Below are 18,819 nucleotides of genomic sequence, written 5' to 3' on the forward strand. Positions count from 1 at the left end.
TCGAGCCGACACCTCCCCCGCTAGGGGGAGGATTTTCAGTCCGCAATTCCCCTCCGTCACCTGCGACTTCATCGCCACACCTCATTCGCAATCTCATCTAAAATGTCAGAAGGCATTTTGACGAGGATCAAGGGATCACCAGATATCGGGTCCGCGACCGCCGAGCTTCGGCGTGAGGATGAGATCCGATGCCGTCTCGAACGCTGCTGTTGTCCGTAAGCCTGCTGGCCCTGTCCGTGGCCAGCGCTCGCGCCGAGACCCAGGTCGCCGATCAGGTCGACGCGGTGGTGATCGTGGCGCGCGACAAGGCCGGTCTCCTGGAGAAGACGCCGAGCAACACGGTGTTCGGGATCGACAAGCCGCTGATCGAGACGCCGCGCTCGGCCAGCCTGGTCAGCGACCTGACGCTGGAGCGCTACGGCGTCCAGACCCTGGACGGAGTCACCAAGGTCGCGCCCGGAACCCACACCGCCAGCTTCTATGGCGTGCCGGGGGCGCTGAACATCCGAGGGAACCTGGCCGAGAACTACTTCCGCGGCTTCAAGCGCGTGGAGAACCGCGGGACCTATTCGACGCCGATCGGCGGGGCGGCGCGCATCGAGATCCTGCGAGGGCCGCCGACGCCGGTCTACGGCGCGGGCAAGGTCGGGGGGCTGGTCAACTTCATCCCGAAATCCGCGCGCGACGAAGGCCGCTTCCTGGCCGGGCCGGAAGGCGAGGCGACGGCCACCTTCGGCAGCTACAACAAGAAGCTGGTCACCGGCCAGTTCGGCGCGCCGGTCAACCTCGGGTCGGCCGAGGGCGGGGTCTATGTCTATGGCGAGGCCGAGGACAGCCACAGCTACTATCGTGGGATCTATCCGCGTCACCAGACGCTGGAGGCCTCGGCCGACTTCGACCTGGGGAGCGGCTGGAGCGCGGCCTTCGGCGGCATGGCGTTCCATAGCGAGGGCGACGTGCAGACGCCCGGCTGGAACCGCCTGACCCAGGACCTGATCGACCACCGGACCTATGTCACCGGCCGCGACACGACGCTGAAGGACGCGAACGGCGACGGCAGGCTGACGCCCAACGAGATCGGCGCCTACCCCTACGCCAGCGCCCTCTATCTGCCGTACTACGGCTATCCGACGACCGACGCGAACCACACGCTGGACGTCGGGGTGGGGACGACCAGACTGGACCGCCGCACGGTCTATATCAGCCCCGTGGACTTCTCGAAGACCAACACCCAGACGCTTTATTTCGACCTGGCCAAGGACCTGGGCGAGGACCGTTCGCTGAAGCTGCAGCTGTTCCACGACCGTCAGGACAACCGGCGGTTCGTCTCCTACGGCTATCCGTCGGCCGTGGACGCCAAGGTCAGCGAGGTTCGCCTGACCTACGCCTTCCCGACAGACGTGGGACCGGTTCACGCGCGCACCCTGGCCGGCGTCTCGCACCGCTGGTTCGAGGGGCGTCGGCGCGAGAGCTACAACAGCGGCCTGATCGCCCTGGACCGTCGCGACATCAGCTTCGGCGCGACGGCGACCGACATCATCGACAGCCCGTTCGACGACGAGCCCGGCGGGATCGGCGTGCGCTGGGAGAACGACAACCGCTCGACCTGGAAACAGACCGGCGCGTTCGTCACCTCCGACATCGCGGCGGGGCGCTGGAACCTGATCCTGGGCGGGCGCTGGGACCGCTACGAGGTCGAGAGCCAGGACAGCGGCTTCCTCAGCTTCACGGCCGTTGGGCGCCAGGCGGCCGATCGCGACAAGGCGACCTGGAGCGCCAGCCTGACCTACAAGCTGCCGGTCGGGTTGATGCCCTACGCCAGCTACGCCAAGGCCGCTGCCCTGGAGATGAGCCAGGCTGGCGACATCGCGCCGGGCCTGGTGGCGGACGGCTCATGGCTGTCCAGCTCCGATCTCGCCGAGGCGGGGGTGAAGTTCCAGCTGCTGCGCGGGACCCTGATCGGTTCGCTGGCCGCCTACCGCCAGACACGCACCCAGATCGCCGGCGCGATCTCGCCGCCGACCGTCCAGGGCCTGCGCTCGAAGGGCGTCGAGCTGGAAGTCCGCTGGCTGGCGTCCGAGCGCCTGTCCTTCACCTTCGCCGGCAACAATCAGCGCACGACGGTGCGCGGGCCCGACACCTCGTTCCAGTACATCCCGGCCTATACGGCGGGCGTTCCAGGCGCGCAGGGCTATGGCGGCTCCTACGTTGTCTGGAGTTTCGCCAGCTTGCCGGGGCGGAGCGGCGACTACGCCTACACCCTGACGCCGAAATCGGTGCTGAGCCTCTACGGGACCTACACCAGCAAGGGCTATGACTGGGGGCAGGCGGGGGCGACCCTGGGCGTCAGCCATGTCGGCCGCACCGCCGGCACGGTCCAGAACGCGGTGCGCTATCCGAGCTATGCGCTGGTCAACGCGTCGGCGTTCGTCGCGCGCGGGCCTTACACCCTGTCGTTCAATGTCGATAACCTGTTCGACAAGTTCTATTTCACCCCCGACGCCGACACCTACGCCAACCTTGGGGCCCTGCCCGGCAAGGGGCGGGAGTGGCGGGCCACCCTGAAGCGGACGTTCTGACTTGACCCAAACCGAAGACCGCTTCCGCCCGTGGCTTCTGTTGGCGGCGTTCAGCCTACTGCTGTTCCTGATCACCGCCTCGACCTACGGCTCGCTGGGCGTGGTGCTGCCGGCGATGATCGGCGAGCTGAAGTGGAGTTTCGAGAAGGCGTTCCTTGGCTTTTCGGTGCTGGGCGTGTTCACCGGCGCCTCGTCCTGGCTGCCGGCGATCCTGATCCGGCGGATCGGGGTGCGCGGGACGCTGCTCGCGGGCGCGGCGGTGCTGGCGGGCGGCTTCTTCGGCGTCGCCAACGCCGAGAGCCTGCTGAGCTACTATGTCGGCGCGGCCGCGTGCGGCGTCGGTTTCCAGATGGCGGCCCTGATCCCGGGCACGCACGTGCTGTCGTCGCTGTTTCGCAAGCGCGCCCTGCCGTTCGGGATCTACTTCACTTTCGGCTCGCTGGGCGGCGCGGCCGGACCGTGGATGGCGCTCAGCCTGATGGGCGCCAGCGGCGGCGACTGGCGCCAGTACTGGATCGTCCAAGCGGCGCTGGCGGCGGCGGTGGGCCTGGTCTGCGCCCTGATGGTCGGCGGCTCGAAGTGGCTGGCGCGGGCCGCCCACGAGGTGGATCTGGAGGTCGAGCAGGAGGCCCGCGAAGCGCCCGCCGACGCCCGCGTCTATCGCACCGCCCACGAATGGACCGTCCAGCAGGCTCTGCGCACGCCGCAGTTCTACGTGCTGGTCGCGGCCTATTTCAGCCACCTGCTGGTCGGCGTCACCGTGGCCAGCGTCTCGGTGACTCACCTGAGCGAACTGGGCGTGGCCGCCGGCGTCGCCGCGGTGGCCGCCGGCGCCCTGGCCGCCAAGATGCTGAGCCTGGAGTCGCTGATGCAGACCCTGGCGCGGCTGGCCGGCGGGGCCTTGGGCGATCGCGTCGATCCGCGCTGGCTGCTGGTGCTGGCGCAGGGGATGCTGGTCGTTGGCCTGCTGGCCCTGGCCCACGCGGCCACGCCGGTCCTGATGCTGGTCTACGCCATCGGCACGGGCGTCGGCTTTGGCCTGACCGTCCTGGCCGTGACCGTGCTGCTGCTGAACTATTACGGCCGCCAGAGCAATCTGGAGCTCTTCTCCCTGACATGCCTGGTGGGCGCGGTCTCGGCGGCGGGGCCATTCATCGCCGGGGCCATGCGCGATCGGCTGGGGAGCTTCTCGCCGACCTTCCAGCTGTTCGCGGCGGTGACGGCGGTGGTGTTCGTGGCGGTGCTGGCCATGCGGCCGCCAAAGGCGCCTGCTTAGGGGGCCTGCGTAGGGGCGCTGGCGCACCACCCAAAGAAAAAGCCGCCCCGGCGAACCGGGGCGGCTTCGTCTCGATCCTAAGCGATCAGGCTTAGAAGGCGGCCTTCAGGCTGACCACGATACGGCTGTCGTAGATCTTGCCGAACTTGTGCTCGTCGGTGTCGTGGTAACGCAGGTCGGCCGACAGCTTGTCGGTCAGGGCGTAGGCGAGGCCGACGTTCCAGGTGTTGTAGTTGCCGTAGTTCTTGATGGCCTGGTGGCCGACGGCGCCCGACAGGGTCAGCTTCGGCGCGACCGGAACGGCGGCGTTGGCTTCGACGTAGGTCGAGTCGCCGCCATCGCCCGGATATTCCGGCGAGTAGTAGACCGCGGCGCCCAGGGTGGCCGGACCGAAGGTGTGCGAGGCGGCGGCCTTCAGCTCGACGTAGCTGTACGAGCCTTGAATGCCCTTGTCCTCGACGTAGCCGTAGTACAGCACGCCCAGGTCCAGCGAGGTGTCGCCGATGGTCGGACGCACGCCGGCGTACAGGTCGATCTCGGCGGTCGGGTCATCGGCGCCGAAGTCGACGTTCGAGGCCCAGACGCCCGCGTAGCCGATGCCGTAGGTGGCGTCGATGCCGCCTTGGATCGCCGGGTCTTCCTGGGTCTGGCTCACGCCGCGGAAAACGTAGTCGCTGGTCACGCCGAGGTTGTACGAGAGCTTCAGCTCGTCGGCCATCGCGGCGCCGCTCAGGGCGACCGTGGCGGTGGCGGCGGCCAGCGCGATCTTCATGGCTTTCATTGTTCTATCCCCTTTTCTGTGTCGTCTCCCGGGTTGGTTCCCGAGCCCCGACCGCGCCTGCAAGCGCAGTTGCGTCCCTGGTCGATTAACCGTGGACGCGTCCTTAGTTGCAATCGGAGGGGTTAAAGCGCCAGCCACAAGGGCGCCCGGCGCTTAAAGTTTGGGCGCAGTGTGACGAATTTGCTTCAGAACGTACGCAGGCGGGCAACAGGCGCCGGAAAAGCGAATCTCGCTTGTCGTGTGGCGCTACGGCCCCGCTTGCGGGGCGCGAGTCTGTCCGGGGGTCAGCGCATGCCCAGGCTGGCGCCGCCCAGATGCAGACCCGCGTCCACCAGCAGCGTCTCGCCGGTGACGTGCCGCGAAGCGGGCGAGGCGAAGAAGACCGCCGCGCCGGCGACATCCTCCGCGGTCGAGGCCACCTTCAGGGGCGTGGCCGCCGCGGCGCCGGCCCGCAGGCGGTCGATCCGCTCGGGCTCCATCGCCTTGCCGAACCAGGGCGTGTCGATGAAGCCGGGGCAGATGGCGTTGACGCGGATGCGCGGCGCCAGGGCCCGCGCCAGGGAGAGGGTCATGGTGGTCAGGGCGCCCTTGGACGCGGCGTAGGGCACCGAGGAGCCATTGCCGACGACCCCGGCGATCGAGGACGTGTTGACCACCGCGCCCGGCGCCGGCGCGGCCTCTAGCAGCGAGCGCGCGGCCCGCACCATCTGGAAGGCGCCCACGACATTGACCGAATAGAGCCGTAGGAAGTCCTCGGCGTTCACCGCGTCGAGATCGGCGTGGTTGGGCGCGAACTTGGTGATCCCGGCGTTGTTGAACAGGGCGTCGATCCGGCCCGTGACGCCCGCCGCCGAGGCGATCTTGCGGCAGTCCTCGTCGCTGGCGACGTCGGCCTGGACCAGGACCGCCTTGGCGCCCTGCGCCTCGACCAGGCGGGCGGTTTCCTCGGCCTCCTCGGCGCTGCGGGCGTAGTTGACGACGACCAGGCCCGCGCCGCGCCGGGCGGTCTCCACGGCGATCGCTCGGCCAAGGCCGGTGGAGGCGCCGGTGATCACCACCGTGAAGCCGTCAAAGTCACGCCCCAGCATCCGATTCCTCCAAGCCCGTTAGGGTCAAACGCTTGTTCGCGATGTTGTAGCGGGCCGCGAGCGTCTTGTCTCGGTGACCGGCGAGGCCTAAATCGCGCCGATGACCGATCTCAACGTCACCCAGCTGGGCCGCGTCGTCGACGCGCCCGACAGCCCCGAGGCCGCCGTCCTCGAGCGCGTGCCCAATCCGCAGAGCGACGTGCTGTATCTGGCCCGCTTCGTCGCGCCGGAGTTCACCTCGCTGTGCCCCGTCACCGGCCAGCCCGACTTCGCCCATCTGGTGATCGACTACGCGCCCGGCGACTGGCTGATCGAGAGCAAGTCGCTGAAGCTTTATCTGACCAGCTTCCGCAATCACGGCTCGTTCCACGAGGACTGCACCGTCAAGGTCGCCCGCAAGATCGTCGAGATCGCCGAGCCGCGTTGGCTGCGCATCGGCGGCTACTGGTATCCGCGCGGCGGCATCCCGATCGACGTCTTCTGGCAGACCGGCCCCGCGCCGGAGGGCCTGTGGGTTCCAGACCAGGGCGTGGCGCCCTATCGCGGCCGCGGCTGAAGCCCGCGCCGCCGCGCCTCTAAAGTGGGGTGGAGGCGCGGCGTTCTCAGGGAGAGAATAGCGGCCCCTCCGGACATTCCATTCGGAAGGCTGGGCGGCGCGCGCCGATGAGGGCACAGACACGCATCCGCCTGTCCGGAAAGGCGATGCTTATTCGCCCGCATCACGGGGGATGTCAGGCGCCCCGCGACGAGCGCTTGGCGATGAGCGGCCGAGCGACGAAAGCCGCCGTTGGCGCGCCGGAGGATGTCCGCGTCCAGCGCGCCATGCGCTAGACTAGCGTTATGAAGGACATCGACGTCGGTTCCGGATCCGACCTTTCCCGACAGGCGGCCATACTGACACTGGGCGTCTGGAGCCTGGACACCCTGCTGTTTGGCCTGCCGTACCTGGCGGCCGGCAAGGCGCCGCCGGCGGGGCTGTCGGTCAGCTGCGCGCTGTTCGGAGCGGCTGGCGCGCTGCTTTCGGTTCTCGTCTACCGACGGGCCGCGCGAACCTTGCGCGAAAAGGGATCGGTCCGTTTCGTAGCCCTGCTGCCGACGGTCTTCGCCGCAGCCCTCGTCTTGGCCGCGCTCGACGTGCTGGTTGGCGGCCCTCTGCGGACGGCGCTGGACGGCGTCCATCCCTCGGCCCGAGCGACGGCGGCGCGGGGCGTCAGCCAGGCCCTGGTCGCGGCCTGGATGTTCGCCCTGCTGGGCGCGCTGTTCCTGATGATGATCGCCATGCGCGTGGCGCGTGAGCAGGAGCGTCAACTGGCCAGGGCTCGCGCCCAGGCCCTGGAGGCCGAGGCCCAGGCCAACGCCGCCCGCCTGGCGGCCCTGCGCTATCAGCTCAATCCGCACTTCCTGTTCAACACCCTCAACGCCGTCTCCGCCTCGGTGATCACCGGCCGCAACGAGGAGGCGGAGTCGATGCTGGCGCGCCTGGCCGAGTTTCTGCGCTTGACCCTGGCGGCCGACCCCCAGGCCATGATCCCGCTGGAGGACGAGCTGGCCGGCCTGCAGGCCTATCTCGAGATCGAGAGCGTCCGGTTCCGGGATCGGCTGGGCGTGGCGTTCTCCTGCCCCGACGACCTGCGCGGGGCCCTGACGCCCAGCTTCATCCTGCAGCCTCTGGTCGAGAACGCGATCAAGCACGGCGTGGCCCGCACCAGCCGGCCCGTCACCATCGGGCTGGAGGTGTCGCGCGACGGCGATGATCTGGTGGTGGTCGTCGAGGACGACGGCGAGGCTGGCGTCCAGCCGGTCGCCGGCATGGGCGTGGGGCTGAACAACGTGCGCCAGAGGCTGGAGGTGCTGTTCGGGGCGCGAGGACTCTTGCAGGCCGCGCCGCGCGAGCGGGGCTTCCTGGCGCGAATCCGGATGCCGCTGCGGTTCCAAACCGTTCAGGAGGGGGGCGCTCAATGACCTTGAAGGTGCTGTTGGTCGACGACGAACCGGCCGCCCTGGAGCGGCTCTCGGCCCTGTTCGCTCAGATCCCCGACACTCGGCTGGTTGGCCTCGCTCGCAACGGGCGCGAGGCCGCCCAGGCGATCGCCGAGCTGGCGCCGGACCTGGTCATGCTGGACATCCAGATGCCTGAGCTGAGCGGCCTGGCCCTGGCCTCGGAGCTGGCGCCCGAGGGGCGACCGGAGATCGTCTTCGTCACGGCCTTCGAGGCCTACGCCGCCGACGCGTTCGCGGTGGAGGCCGCCGACTATCTGCTCAAGCCCGTGCGCTTCGACCGTCTGCGCCAGGCCGTCGAGCGGGCTCGGCGGCGTCGGACCTTGCAGAAGGCGTTCGAGCGGGCCGAGGCCGAGCCGGCCCGCGAGAATGACCTGGACGGGATCTGGGTCGCGACCCGCCATGGCCATGTCCGGGTGGCCGTCGACGACATCGACTGGATCGAGGCGGCCAAGGACTATGTCCTGCTGCACACTCCTACCCGCAGCCACATCCATCGCATCACCATGAGCGCCCTGGAGCAGGCCCTGGATCCGACCAAGATGATCCGCGTCCATCGCTCGGCCTTCGTCAGTCCCGACCGGGTCGAGGCGGTCAATCGCCTGGGCAAGGGGCTGATCGCCCTGGTGCTGCGCGACGGCGTCGCCGTGCCCGTGGGGCCGACTTACGTGAAGGTGGTGCAGGCGCGCTTGGGGCTGGCGAGCCTGGAAGAAGCGTAAGGCGACGGCGCGTCCCTATGCCTTCGTGAGGCGCCGGCGGTTGGCCCGCACCTTGCGCCGCAGGTGGGCCAGCGAGGCGGAGGCGATGGCCGGGCCCGACGCCCCCAACTGACCCGTCGCGGCCAGCATCGGCAGTGTAAGGCCCGCGGCGACCTTTTCCCCGACCATCAGTTGCGCCTCGGCCTGGGCGGCCGCGCCGCCGGCCGCCAGCTTCATCATGCGCAGGCCGATCACGGCCGAAGCCTCAAGACCGAGCGACCAGCTGTCGAAGGCCAGAGTCGTCCAGGAATCCTTGCGTCTCGCCATCGGTGTTCCTCGCGTGCTTGAGGCCTCAACGCTCCGAGATCAGTTCGGGCTCCAGCGGCTGGTGAGCGACGTCGCATCGGGACGCTGGCGCTCCTGGGGCTGTTCGGTGGCCGTGCCGAGGTAGAGGAAGCCGGCGACCTTCTCGTCCGGGCCGCAGCCCAGGATGTCCAAGGCGCGCGGGTCGTAGCTGTACCAGTCGGTGATCCAGTTGGCGCCCCAGCCCAGGGCCGAGGCGGCCAGCAGCATCTGATGGCAGACGGCGGCGGCGCTCTGGCGCTGCTCCCATTCGGGGATCTCGCCAGGCAGGTGGCGCGAGATCACGGCCACGGCGACGGGCGGATTGTTCAGCTTGCGCAGGGCCGCGTTGGCCTTGGCGGGGTTGGCCTGGCTGTCGGCCAGCGCCGCGACGCGCGCGGCGAAGGCGTCCTTGGCGGGGCCTTCGATCACGATGAACCGCCACGGCGCCAGCTTGCCATGGTCGGGCACGCGGACGGCCAGGCGCAGGATGTCGGCCAGCTGCGCGGCGTCCGGCCCCGGCGCGGCCAGGCTCATGGCGCTGGCCGAGCGCCGCCGGGCCAGGAAGGCGACGGTTTCGGGCGAGGCTTCGACCGGCAGGGTTTCGCCAAATTCGGGGGCGGGGGGAACGGAACCGGCCATGACGGTCTCCTCACGAGCGTTGGAGCGTTGTAAGCCGATCAGGTAGGCCTTGAAGGGCCGCGATGGAACCGCGCGCGGACGAGAAAACGGCGCGGCCCTGAACTTCGGAGACACGATGCCCGAGAAGCCCGCCTGGCTGAAACCGCATGGAAAGCCCTGGGGCGTCGCCTCCAGCAAGGTCGTCTACGACAATCCATGGATCACGGTGACCGAATACCAGGCGGTGGCGCCGACGGGGCGGCCGGCGCTGTACGGCAAGGTCGGCTTCAAGAACCAGGCGATCGGGATCGTGCCGCTGCACGCCGACGGCACGGTGACCCTGGTCGGCCAGAACCGCTTCTCGTTCGCCAACTATAGCTGGGAGCTGCCCGAGGGCGGCGCGCCCCACGGCGAGGATCCGCTGGACGGCGCCAGGCGCGAGCTGGCCGAGGAGGTTGGCCTCATGGCCGCCGACTGGCGGATGATCCTGAAGATGGAGCTCTCCAACTCGGTCACCGACGAGTTCGCCTACGGCTTCCTGGCCATGGATCTTTCGCCCACCGACACCGCCCCGGACGAGACCGAGGACCTGGCCGTCGCCCGCGTCCCGTTCGGCGAAGCCCTCGACGCCGCCGTCGCCGGCCACATGCCCGACGCATTGACGGTGGCGTTATTGCTCAGGACGCACCATATGGCGGTGCGGGGCGAGCTGCCCGCCGCTCTGGCGGCGCTCATCACGGGCTGACGCGCGCGTTAGTCTCCCTGAAGCATTTTCAGAGAAAATGCTCTATGTACGGCGCCGGCAGGGAAGGGAGAGCCCGATGGCCAAGCACTTGGAAGTGGTGACTTCGGAAACGGAGACGCCCGTCTGGATCGCCCTGCGCAACCAGGCCGAACACGCCGCCAAGGCCGAGCCGGCCCTGGCGTCGCTGCTGAACGCGGTGATCCTGAGCCACGACAACCTGGCCGACGCCCTGACCTTCCAGCTGGCCCGCAAGCTGGGCGACCAGGAGATGCGGGCCATGACGGCCCGCGAATTCGCCGCCGACGCCTTCAAGAGCGATCCCTCGATCGTCGAGGCGGCCGAGGCCGACCTCAAGGCCGTGTTCGAGCGCGATCCGGCCTGCAAGGGCTATGTCCAGCCATTCCTGTTCTTCAAGGGTTTCCTGGCCCTGCAGACCCACCGCGTGTCGCACTGGCTATGGAACGAGGGGCGCGAGACGCTGGCCTTCTATCTGCAGAGCCGGGCCAGCGAGGTCTTTCAGGTCGACGTCAATCCCGCCGCCCGCATCGGCAAGGGCGTGTTCATCGACCACGGCACCGGCATCGTCATCGGCGAGACCGCGGTGGTCGGCGACGACGTGTCTATGCTGCACGGGGTGACCCTGGGCGGCACCGGCGCCGAGCGCGGCGATCGCCACCCCAAGATCGGCAAGGGTGTCCTGCTGGGCGCCGGGGCCAAGGTGCTGGGCAACATCACCGTCGGCGATTACGCCAAGATCGCTTCGGGTTCGGTGGTCCTGCGACCCGTGCCGGCCCACTGCACGGCCGCGGGCGTGCCCGCGCGCCTGGTCAATTGCCCGACCTGCGAGGAGCCGGCCAGGACCATGGACCACACCCTGGCCGAGGCGGTCTATTCGCACGGCGACTACGATATCTGACTTGGGCTTACCGCGTATCCGGATCGGCGGGCTGGCGCTGTGCGCCGCCCTTTGCCTTGGGCTCGCCGCGCCGGCGGGAGCCTCGCCCGCGCCCGTGGGCGGCTATACGATGGTGCGCAGCTATCCGCATGACACGACCGCCTTCACCGAGGGTCTGTTCTATCGCGACGGGTTCATCTTCGAGAGCACGGGCCTGGCGGGCCGCTCGTTCATCCGCAAGTGGAACCTGGAGACCGGCTTCGCCGACCAGGAGCGGATGGTCGACTCCCGCTATTTCGGCGAGGGGATCGTCGACTGGAAGAACCGGCTCTACGAGCTGACCTGGACCAACCAGATCGGCTTCATCTACGACATCGACACCTTCGAGAAGATCGGCGAGTTCAGCTATCCGGGCGAGGGCTGGGCCCTGACGCGGGACGAGACGCGGCTGATGATGAGCGACGGCACCTCGTTCATCCGCTTCCTGGATCCCGAGACCCTGAAGGAGACGGGCCGCATCGAGGTGACCGACGACGGCGTCCCGGTGCGCAACCTCAACGAGCTGGAATGGGTGAAGGGCGAGCTGCTGGCCAATGTCTGGCAGACGACCCGCATCGCCCGCATCGACGTCAAGACCGGCAAGGTGCTCGGCTGGATCGAATTGGCGGGCCTGCTGAAAGAGGCGGGCGTCACCGGACAGCGCGACGACGTCTTGAACGGCGTCGCCTACGACGCGGCCGGCGACCGGCTGTTCGTGACCGGCAAGCTTTGGCCGAAACTTTTCGAGATCAAATTGACCCCGCCCGCGCGCTGACGCGGAACGATGTTCGGGGGACGACGTTAATCCTGTGTCCGCCCCCCTACGCCCCCCCGACCTAGTGGGCGGACCTGAGCCCCGGTCGCGGATCGCCGCCGGGGCTCAACCCTGTCTGGGTCTAGCCTTCCTGAAAAATCCGGGCGCACGTCGCCGCATCGGGCTTGATCTTCGCCGCCATGGGCCTGACGTCGGGCGTGGGCGGAGGTGTCATCAATCCGTACACGGCCGCCGCCCAGATCGCCAACAAAGCCAGGACCTGAAGCGGGGTGACACGGCGGGGATCGACGGGGGGCATGGCCGTCTTATCCCGCGATTGCGCGGCGCGGGATAACGACTTATCCGTCGGCCTTCTGTGAGGTTTCTTCACATGGCTCGCCGCAACCTGCCGCCGCTGAACGCCCTGCGCGCCTTCGAGGCGTTCGGACGTCATGGCCGCATGACGCTGGCGGCCGACGAGCTTTGCGTGACCCACGGCGCCGTCAGCCGGCAAATCCGTCAGCTGGAGACACACCTGGGCGTGGCGCTGACCGAGGGACCGCGCTCTCGGCTGCGGATGACCGAGGCCGGGCTGCGACTGGCCCAGGCCCTGTCGCCGGCCTTCGATCAGATCGAGGCGGCCGCGCCGCGCCCGGCCCCGGCGGGGCCAAGGCCGTTGGTGATCTCGTGCCTGCCGACCTTCGCGATGAAGTGGCTGATCCCGCGTTTGCCGCGCTTCCAGGCCGCCCATCCCGAAATCCCGGTGCGGGTGGCCGAATCCAATGGTCCGTTCGACTTTCGCGAGGACCAGATCGATCTGGCCATCCGCATCCGCCGGACCGGGGAGCCCGACTATCCCGACTCGATCGCCGATCCCTTCATGCGCCACTACCATGGGCCGGTCATGGTGCCGTCCCTGGCTGGAAATCTCGCCGATTTCGACAGCGTCTGCGCCGCTCCGCGCCTGCTGACCCGCACCTATGCGCAGAGCTGGACGGACTGGGTGCGCGACGTGGGCGCTCAATCCCTGCCGCCCGCCATCAGCGAGCAGGAGTTCGACCACTATTTCTACATGCTGGAAGCGGCCGCGGCGGGGCTTGGCGTGGCGGTCGGCCCCTGGGCGTTCGTGCAGCGCGACCTGGCCAGCGGCCGCCTTGTGGCGCCCCTGGGATTCACGCCCGGCCAGACCTGGATCGTGGCCCTGACGCCTCGCGAAGGCGCGTCCGATCGCGCGCTTCTGTTCCGCGACTGGCTGCGCGAGGAGGGGGCTTCGACGCCGCTTCCGCCGGAAGCGGCTTGCGAGTCTCGCGCCGGACGCTAGTTTCGCCCCGATAACGCGCCCCGAGCGCTCAGCTAGAACGAGGGCCTCCCGTGGACGCCACTACCGTCGCCAAGATCGAAAAGCACCTGAAGCGGACCTTCGGCAATCCGCACATCCAAGTGAAGCCCCGCCCGAAGCAGAAGGACTCGGCCGAGGTCGAGGTCGCTGGCGAGTTCATCGGCGTCGTCTTCCAGGACGAGGACGAGGATGGCTCGTTCATGTTCGAAATGGCGATCCTGGGCGAGGATCTCGACTAAACCGCATCAAGCGCGCGCTCAGGCCAAGACCGGCCTGGGCGTCGCGCGGCGGATCATCAGCGAGGCGACGCCGGCGAGCAGGCCCGCGGTTCCCGCGATCAGGAACGCCTCGACATACTGGCCCTGGCTGGCGCGGATGACGCCGGCGCCGATCGCCGCCGTGGCCGCGCCCAACTGGTGGCCCGCGCCGATCCAGCCGAACACGACAGGGCCGTCGCGCTCGCCGAAGGCCTCGGTCGCCAGGCGCGCGGTCGGCGGCACGGTGGCGATCCAGTCCAGGCCGTAGAAGGCCGCGAACACCGACAGGCTGACCACCGAGAAGTCCGAGAACGGCAGGTAGATCAGCGAGAGCCCGCGCAGGGTGTAGTAGACGAACAAGAGCTTGCGACTGTCGTAGCGGTCGGTCAGCCAACCCGAAGCCGTCGTGCCGAACAGGTCGAACAGGCCCATCAGCGCCAGCAGGCCCGCCGCCCGCACCTCCGGCATGCCCCGATCGCCGCAGAAGGCGATCATGTGGACGCCGACCAGGCCGTTGGTGGTCAGGCCGCAGATGAAGAACCCCAGGAACAGCAGCCAGAAGGTCCGGGTCTTGGCCGCGCGGCCCAGGGCCCCGAGCGCGAAGCTCAAGGCGCTTCCGCCGTGGAGCGGGGCGGGCGCCTCATAGTCGTCGGGGGCGCCATAGGGCTTGAGGCCGATGTCCGAGGGGCGCTCGGGAATCAGCAGCCAGACCAGCGGCGCGAGGACCAGGCAGGCGATCGAGATGGTGACCACGACCGGCTTCCAGCCGCCGTGCTCGACGATCAGGGCCATGCCGGGCAGGAAGATCAGCGAGCCCGTCGCGGTCGAGGCGGTCAGCAGGCCCAGCATCAGGCCGCGCCGGGCGACGAACCAGCGGTTCACTACCGTCGCGCCCAGCACCATGGCCACCGCGCCGCTGCCAAAGCCGGCCATCACGCCCCAGGTCGCCACGTACTGCCAGGAGGCGGTCATGAAGACCGAGAGGCCGGTCGAAACCGCCATCAGCAGCAGGGCCAGGGTCACCGTCTTGCGCAGGCCGAACGACTGCATCAGCGCCGCGGCGAACGGACCGGTGAGGCCGTAGAGGAAGATGCCGACCCCGGCCGCCATCGAGATCGCGCCCCGGTTCCAGCCGAACGCCTTTTCCAGCGGCAGGATCAGCACGCCCGGCGCCGCGCGCAGGGCCGCGGCGGCCATCAGGGCCAGGAAGATCGCCCCGGCGACCACGAAGGCGTAGTTCGGCCCGAACGGCCTCTTCTGGCTTGCTTTGGGGCTTGCGGCCTGCATGTCGTCTCTCGATGTTCGGGCGATGTAACCGATCGGTACGGGCTTGATTGGCTACATACGTACCGGTAAGTAACATCGTCAAGCGCTATGTCCAAAAGAACCCCAGAAGAGATCCTCGCCGGCCCCTACGGACCCGGCCCGCGCGCCGCCGAGCGCATCTTCGACACCGCGCGCGAGCTGTTCTACCGCGAGGGCATCCGCGCCGTCGGCGTCGACGAGATCGTCACCCGCGCGGGCGTCACCAAGCCCAGCCTCTATCGCAGCTACAAGTCCAAGGACGAACTGGTCGCGGCGGTGCTGCGCGAGGTGGAAGCCGCCTTCTGGGAACGGTTCGAGGCGGCCGAGGCCCTGCATCCTCGCGATCCCAAGGCCCAGATGGTCGCCTATTTCCAGGGGCTGGCCGACCGCTCGGGCGGCGACGACTATCGCGGCTGCAACCTCTCCAACGCCGTCGTCGAATATCCCGACCGCCACCATGCCGGCCGCCAGGTCGCCCAGGCCCACAAGCAGCAGCTGCGCGAGCGCCTCCGGGCGAAGGCCGCCGAAATGGGCGCTTCCGACCCGGAGCTGATGGGCGACGCCATGATGCTGCTGATCGAGGGGGTCTTCACGTCTAGCCAGATGTTCGATGGCGACGACAAGCCGGCCCTGGCGGCGGTGGGCGCGGTGAAGGCGTTGATCACGGCCTATTGTCCCGCTTGAATGACGGCATGAGTTCGCCCGCCACCGTCCCCGACCACGTCCTGGATCGTCCCGTCTGGTCCGCCCTCAACGGCCGCCAGGCTCATCTGGCGCTGCGTCGTGGCGGGGTGGCGCGGATGAAGCCCGACTACGGCCTGTTCGCGGCGACCGCGGACGAAGGCCCCGCATCCCTCGCGGCCTTGGGCGAGCTGGTGCGTGAGCTGGGCGATGTCGGGCTCGTCGAACTGGCCGCGCCACCGCCGGTCCCGGGAACGAAGGTCGTTTCCAGCGCCGTGTGCCTGCAGATGGAAGCCAGCCAGGTCGCGCCCGCCTGGGACGTCGCCTTCGAGATGCTGACCTTGGGCGACGCGGATGCGGCCGAGATGTTGGCCCTGGCCACCCTGACTAAGCCTGGCCCGTTCTTCGCGCGCACCCATCAGCTTGGCGCGTTCATCGGGGTGCGGGTCGAGGGCCGATTGGTCGCCATGGCCGGCGAGCGGATGCGGCCCGACGGCTACACCGAGGCCAGCGGCGTCTGCGTCCATCCCGACCACCGCGGCAAGGGCTATGCGGCCCGGCTTCTGCGCGAGGTGACGGCCAAGATCCTGGCGCGCGGCGAGCGGGCCTTCCTGCACAGCTACGCCGACAACAGCACGGCGATCGGGCTCTACGAGTCGCTCGGCTATCGCGGCCGGCGCGAGGTGGTGTTCACAGTGCTGACGGCGGCCTAGTAGGCCAACCGCCCCTTCATCTCTCCGAACGGAACCATGACGGCCTCGCGATAGGCGGGACGCCGCCGCAGCCGCGCGTACCAGGCCTCGACGTTCGGCGTATCCGGCCGATCGATGTCCAACTCGAAATAGCGATAGAGATGCGTTCCAGTCGGGATGTCGGCCAGGCTTGGCGCCTCGCCGCCCAGGAACGGCCGGTCGGCCAGGATCCTGTCGAGCAGGACGAGGTGGCGCCCGCAGGCGGCCAGGGCGGCGTCGACGGCGGCCATGTCCCGCTGGGGTTCCGGCGTTCGATACCAACCCCAGAAGACGCCCGTCAGGAAGTCCCGTTGCAGCGCGGTCTGGGTCCAATCCATCCAGCCGTCCGCCTCGGCCCGAGCGGCCGGGGTGACGGGCCACCAGGCGGGGCCGCCATGCTGGGCGGCGAGATAGCGGAGGATGGCGTGGGATTCCCAGACGACCACGCCCCCATCGTCGATGACCGGGATGCGCCCATGCGGGTTCATCGCCAGGAATTCAGGGGCGTCGAGCCCGCCGTGGTCGCCGCCGGCGGGAATGTGCTGGTGGGAGAGGCCAAGCTCGCCCACCAGCCACAGCACCTTCTGGACATTGAAGGAGGAGCGGCGGCCCCAGACCTTCAACATCTTCGGACTCAGGCCCGCGCCGCTCTGGCCGCCGCGCCCTTGGCCCAGACGTAGTGCCAGACCAGCAGGCCGATCCCGGCGAGGGCGGCGAAGATCATGCCGACGCTCTCGGACGGGGCGAACGGAACGGCCAGGGGCGCGTCCTTGTTGGTCGCCACGATCAGGCCGGCATAGGCGACGTTGAACAGGCTCTCGCCGACGATGAAGCCCGAGGCGGCCAGCACGCCCAGGCGCTCGGCGCCTTCGGGGTTCGGTCCGTTGCGGGTCCATCTGTTGTACAGCCAGCCGCCGACGGCGCCGACCACGACCGGCGCGGTCACCGCGCTGGGCAGGTAGATGGCCAGCCCCACGCCCAGCGGCGGCAGGGCGTATTTGTTGCCCGACAGTTTGCGCAGGGTCTCGTCGATGATGACCAGCACGATGCCGACGATCACGCCGACGGTCAGCATGGGCAGCTCCAGCTGGCCGCCGATCACGCCCTTGGCCAGGGTCGAGATCAGAGTCGCCTGGGGCGCGGGCAGCGGATTGGCGGCCACGGCTTGCAGGTTGGCGGCGCCGGCGAAGCCCCAGGCGCGGTTCATCAGCTCCAGGGCCGGCGGAATGACGGCGGAGCCGGCGGCGACGCCGATGATCAGGGCCACCTGCTGCTTCCACGGCGTGGCGTCGACCAGCTGACCGGTCTTCAGGTCCTGCAGGTTGTCGTTGGCGATCACGGCCACGGCCATGATCAGGGTGGTGACATAGAGCGCGAAGGCGATCAGGGCGGTGTTGACCTCCGGACCCATGGTCGCGTGGCCGATGGCGCCGATCATCGCCGAGGCGCCCAGGATCGACAGGATGGCGATGCCGCTGACGGGGCTGTTGGACGCGCCGATCAGGCCGGCCATGTAGCCGCAGACGGCGGCGGCGAAGAGGCCCGCCACGACCATGAAGGCCACGCCCGCCAAGACCAGCGGCGCGGCGGCGCCAGCCAGCGGACCGCCGGCCAGGAAGTGGTAGAGCAGCCAGCCGGACGGGGCCAGGACGATCAGGATGACGAGGCCGACCAGGTTGATCGGAATGTCCTGCTCGACGCGGGGGATGTCGCCTTCGCCGGTCTTGCGCGCCTTGCTGGCGGCGAGGGCGGCCATCAGGCCGCGCCAGACGGGCAGGGCCAGCTTGCCCAGGGTCCAGATGGCCGAGGCGCCGATCGCGCCGGCGCCGATGAAGCGGACCTGGTTCTTCCAGACCGTGACCGCGTGGGTGGCGACGTCGCCGGTCCAGGGGGCCATGGCGGTCAGGATCGGGGTGGCGATCCCCCAGGCGATGATCAGGCCCACGACGAAGGCGATGCCGACGGTGATGCCCATGATGTGGCCCGCGCCGATCAGGGCCATCGAGGCCGAGGCGCCGATGCCGGTCGCGCCCGCGCCGACCTTGAAGTAGCCCGCGACCTCGGCGGCGAAGATCTTGGCGGCGGCCAGGGCGGCGAACAGCGCCGAGCTGATCGCGCCGGCGGTCACGGCGAACAGGCCCGCCTTGCCCTCCTCGGCGCCTTCGCGCGAGGACGAGCCGACCTTCAGCACCTCGGCGGCGGCGACGCCTTCGGGGTAGGGGAGGTCCGACTGGGTGACGAGCGCCCGGCGCAGCGGGATCGAATACATCACGCCCAGCACGCCGCCGGCGGCGCAGACGCCGAACACCTGCCAGTAGGGGAAGTTGGCCCACCAGCCGATCATCAGCAGGCCCGGCAGCACGAAGATCACCGACGACAGCGTCCCCGCCGACGAGGCGATGGTCTGGACGATGTTGTTTTCCTGGATGGTCGCCGTCTTGAACGCGCGCAGCAGGGCCATCGAGATGACGGCCGCGGGGATCGAGGTGGCGAAGGTCAGCCCGACCTTCAGGCCCAGATAGACCTGGGCGACCGTGAAGACGAGGGTGATCAGGACGCCGAGAATGACCCCTCTGAGGGTTAATTCTGTGCGCGGCGCTGCGGAGTCGGCCATGAACATGTCCAAAAAAGTATAAAGGCGGCCGGACCTTGCACGTCCGACCGCCCCTAACTCAAGCGCTCAGTTCATA

Annotated in this window: 19 protein-coding genes; 12 read left to right on the forward strand and 7 right to left on the reverse strand. The window is 69.0% G+C overall.

What is annotated here, in order from left to right; translation table 11 throughout:
- Positions 1-188: 188 nt before the first annotated feature.
- Together VJ655_RS03230 and VJ655_RS03235 are read left to right on the forward strand one after the other, a co-directional pair.
- Positions 189-2,579 (forward strand): TonB-dependent receptor, encoded by a 2,391-nt coding sequence (locus VJ655_RS03230; RefSeq protein WP_324098195.1) that lies wholly within the window; start codon positions 189-191, stop codon positions 2,577-2,579.
- A 1-nt stretch (position 2,580) separates the two neighbouring features.
- Positions 2,581-3,855, forward strand: coding sequence for a CynX/NimT family MFS transporter (locus tag VJ655_RS03235; RefSeq protein ID WP_324098197.1), 1,275 nt, complete (start codon positions 2,581-2,583; stop codon positions 3,853-3,855).
- 91 nt (positions 3,856-3,946) lie between these two features.
- Here the strand turns inward: VJ655_RS03235 and VJ655_RS03240 are convergent, their stop codons facing one another.
- Both VJ655_RS03240 and VJ655_RS03245 read right to left on the reverse strand, forming a co-directional pair.
- The gene (locus tag VJ655_RS03240; RefSeq protein ID WP_324098199.1) at positions 3,947-4,636 is read right to left on the reverse strand and encodes a TorF family putative porin; all 690 of its coding nucleotides are present in this window, start codon (positions 4,634-4,636) and stop codon (positions 3,947-3,949) included.
- 284 nt (positions 4,637-4,920) lie between these two features.
- Complete coding sequence (locus VJ655_RS03245) at positions 4,921-5,724, reverse strand: SDR family NAD(P)-dependent oxidoreductase (RefSeq protein WP_324098201.1); 804 nt, start codon at positions 5,722-5,724, stop codon at positions 4,921-4,923.
- Between the two features lie 100 nt (positions 5,725-5,824).
- On the opposite strand from VJ655_RS03245, the gene queF reads away from it, so the two are divergent.
- The 3 genes from queF (at position 5,825) to VJ655_RS03260 (ending at position 8,441) form a co-directional block, all read left to right on the forward strand.
- On the forward strand, positions 5,825-6,280 hold the full coding sequence (gene queF / locus VJ655_RS03250) for a preQ(1) synthase (protein WP_304276487.1): 456 nt from the start codon (positions 5,825-5,827) through the stop codon (positions 6,278-6,280).
- A gap of 284 nt (positions 6,281-6,564) precedes the next feature.
- Positions 6,565-7,686 carry a sensor histidine kinase gene (locus VJ655_RS03255; protein WP_324098203.1) on the forward strand — a complete coding sequence of 374 codons (1,122 nt, stop codon included), beginning with the start codon at positions 6,565-6,567 and terminating at the stop codon, positions 7,684-7,686.
- Positions 7,683-8,441, forward strand: a complete 759-nt coding sequence (locus tag VJ655_RS03260; RefSeq protein ID WP_324098204.1) for a LytTR family DNA-binding domain-containing protein — start codon at positions 7,683-7,685, stop codon at positions 8,439-8,441. Before VJ655_RS03255 ends, VJ655_RS03260 begins: the two co-directional genes overlap by 4 nt.
- A gap of 15 nt (positions 8,442-8,456) precedes the next feature.
- Here VJ655_RS03260 and VJ655_RS03265 read toward each other — a convergent pair whose 3' ends face one another.
- On the reverse strand, positions 8,457-8,747 hold the full coding sequence (locus VJ655_RS03265) for a hypothetical protein (protein ID WP_324098206.1): 291 nt from the start codon (positions 8,745-8,747) through the stop codon (positions 8,457-8,459).
- Between the two features lie 39 nt (positions 8,748-8,786).
- The gene (locus VJ655_RS03270) at positions 8,787-9,404 is read right to left on the reverse strand and encodes a nitroreductase (protein ID WP_324098208.1); all 618 of its coding nucleotides are present in this window, start codon (positions 9,402-9,404) and stop codon (positions 8,787-8,789) included.
- Positions 9,405-9,519: 115 nt separating this feature from the next.
- On the opposite strand from VJ655_RS03270, the gene VJ655_RS03275 reads away from it, so the two are divergent.
- From VJ655_RS03275 to VJ655_RS03295, 5 genes are all read left to right on the forward strand, one after another.
- Positions 9,520-10,128, forward strand: coding sequence for an NUDIX hydrolase (locus VJ655_RS03275; RefSeq protein WP_324098210.1), 609 nt, complete (start codon positions 9,520-9,522; stop codon positions 10,126-10,128).
- 76 nt (positions 10,129-10,204) lie between these two features.
- Positions 10,205-11,044 (forward strand): serine O-acetyltransferase, encoded by an 840-nt coding sequence (gene cysE / locus VJ655_RS03280; protein ID WP_324098212.1) that lies wholly within the window; start codon positions 10,205-10,207, stop codon positions 11,042-11,044.
- Position 11,045: 1 nt separating this feature from the next.
- Complete coding sequence (locus VJ655_RS03285; RefSeq protein WP_324098214.1) at positions 11,046-11,837, forward strand: glutaminyl-peptide cyclotransferase; 792 nt, start codon at positions 11,046-11,048, stop codon at positions 11,835-11,837.
- A 370-nt stretch (positions 11,838-12,207) separates the two neighbouring features.
- On the forward strand, positions 12,208-13,137 hold the full coding sequence (locus VJ655_RS03290) for a LysR substrate-binding domain-containing protein (RefSeq protein ID WP_324098216.1): 930 nt from the start codon (positions 12,208-12,210) through the stop codon (positions 13,135-13,137).
- A gap of 50 nt (positions 13,138-13,187) precedes the next feature.
- Entirely contained in the window at positions 13,188-13,394 is a 207-nt protein-coding gene (locus VJ655_RS03295) for a DUF3126 family protein (protein WP_324098217.1), read from the forward strand.
- Positions 13,395-13,412: 18 nt separating this feature from the next.
- Here the strand turns inward: VJ655_RS03295 and VJ655_RS03300 are convergent, their stop codons facing one another.
- Positions 13,413-14,699: an MFS transporter gene (locus tag VJ655_RS03300; protein WP_324098219.1), complete on the reverse strand. Its 1,287-nt coding sequence runs from the start codon at positions 14,697-14,699 to the stop codon at positions 13,413-13,415.
- 87 nt (positions 14,700-14,786) lie between these two features.
- Between VJ655_RS03300 and VJ655_RS03305 the strand changes: the two genes are divergently transcribed.
- Entirely contained in the window at positions 14,787-15,401 is a 615-nt protein-coding gene (locus VJ655_RS03305; protein WP_324098221.1) for a TetR/AcrR family transcriptional regulator, read from the forward strand.
- A gap of 8 nt (positions 15,402-15,409) precedes the next feature.
- Positions 15,410-16,111 (forward strand): GNAT family N-acetyltransferase, encoded by a 702-nt coding sequence (locus tag VJ655_RS03310; protein WP_324098223.1) that lies wholly within the window; start codon positions 15,410-15,412, stop codon positions 16,109-16,111.
- Here VJ655_RS03310 and VJ655_RS03315 read toward each other — a convergent pair.
- Positions 16,108-16,755 (reverse strand): glutathione S-transferase, encoded by a 648-nt coding sequence (locus VJ655_RS03315; RefSeq protein WP_324098225.1) that lies wholly within the window; start codon positions 16,753-16,755, stop codon positions 16,108-16,110. The two genes, VJ655_RS03310 and VJ655_RS03315, sit on opposite strands and share 4 nt — an antisense overlap.
- 8 nt (positions 16,756-16,763) lie before the next feature.
- Positions 16,764-18,749, reverse strand: coding sequence for an OPT family oligopeptide transporter (locus tag VJ655_RS03320; protein WP_324098227.1), 1,986 nt, complete (start codon positions 18,747-18,749; stop codon positions 16,764-16,766).
- Positions 18,750-18,819 lie beyond the last annotated feature (70 nt).

The organism is Caulobacter sp. (assembly GCF_035254145.1).
Lineage (GTDB): Bacteria > Pseudomonadota > Alphaproteobacteria > Caulobacterales > Caulobacteraceae > Caulobacter.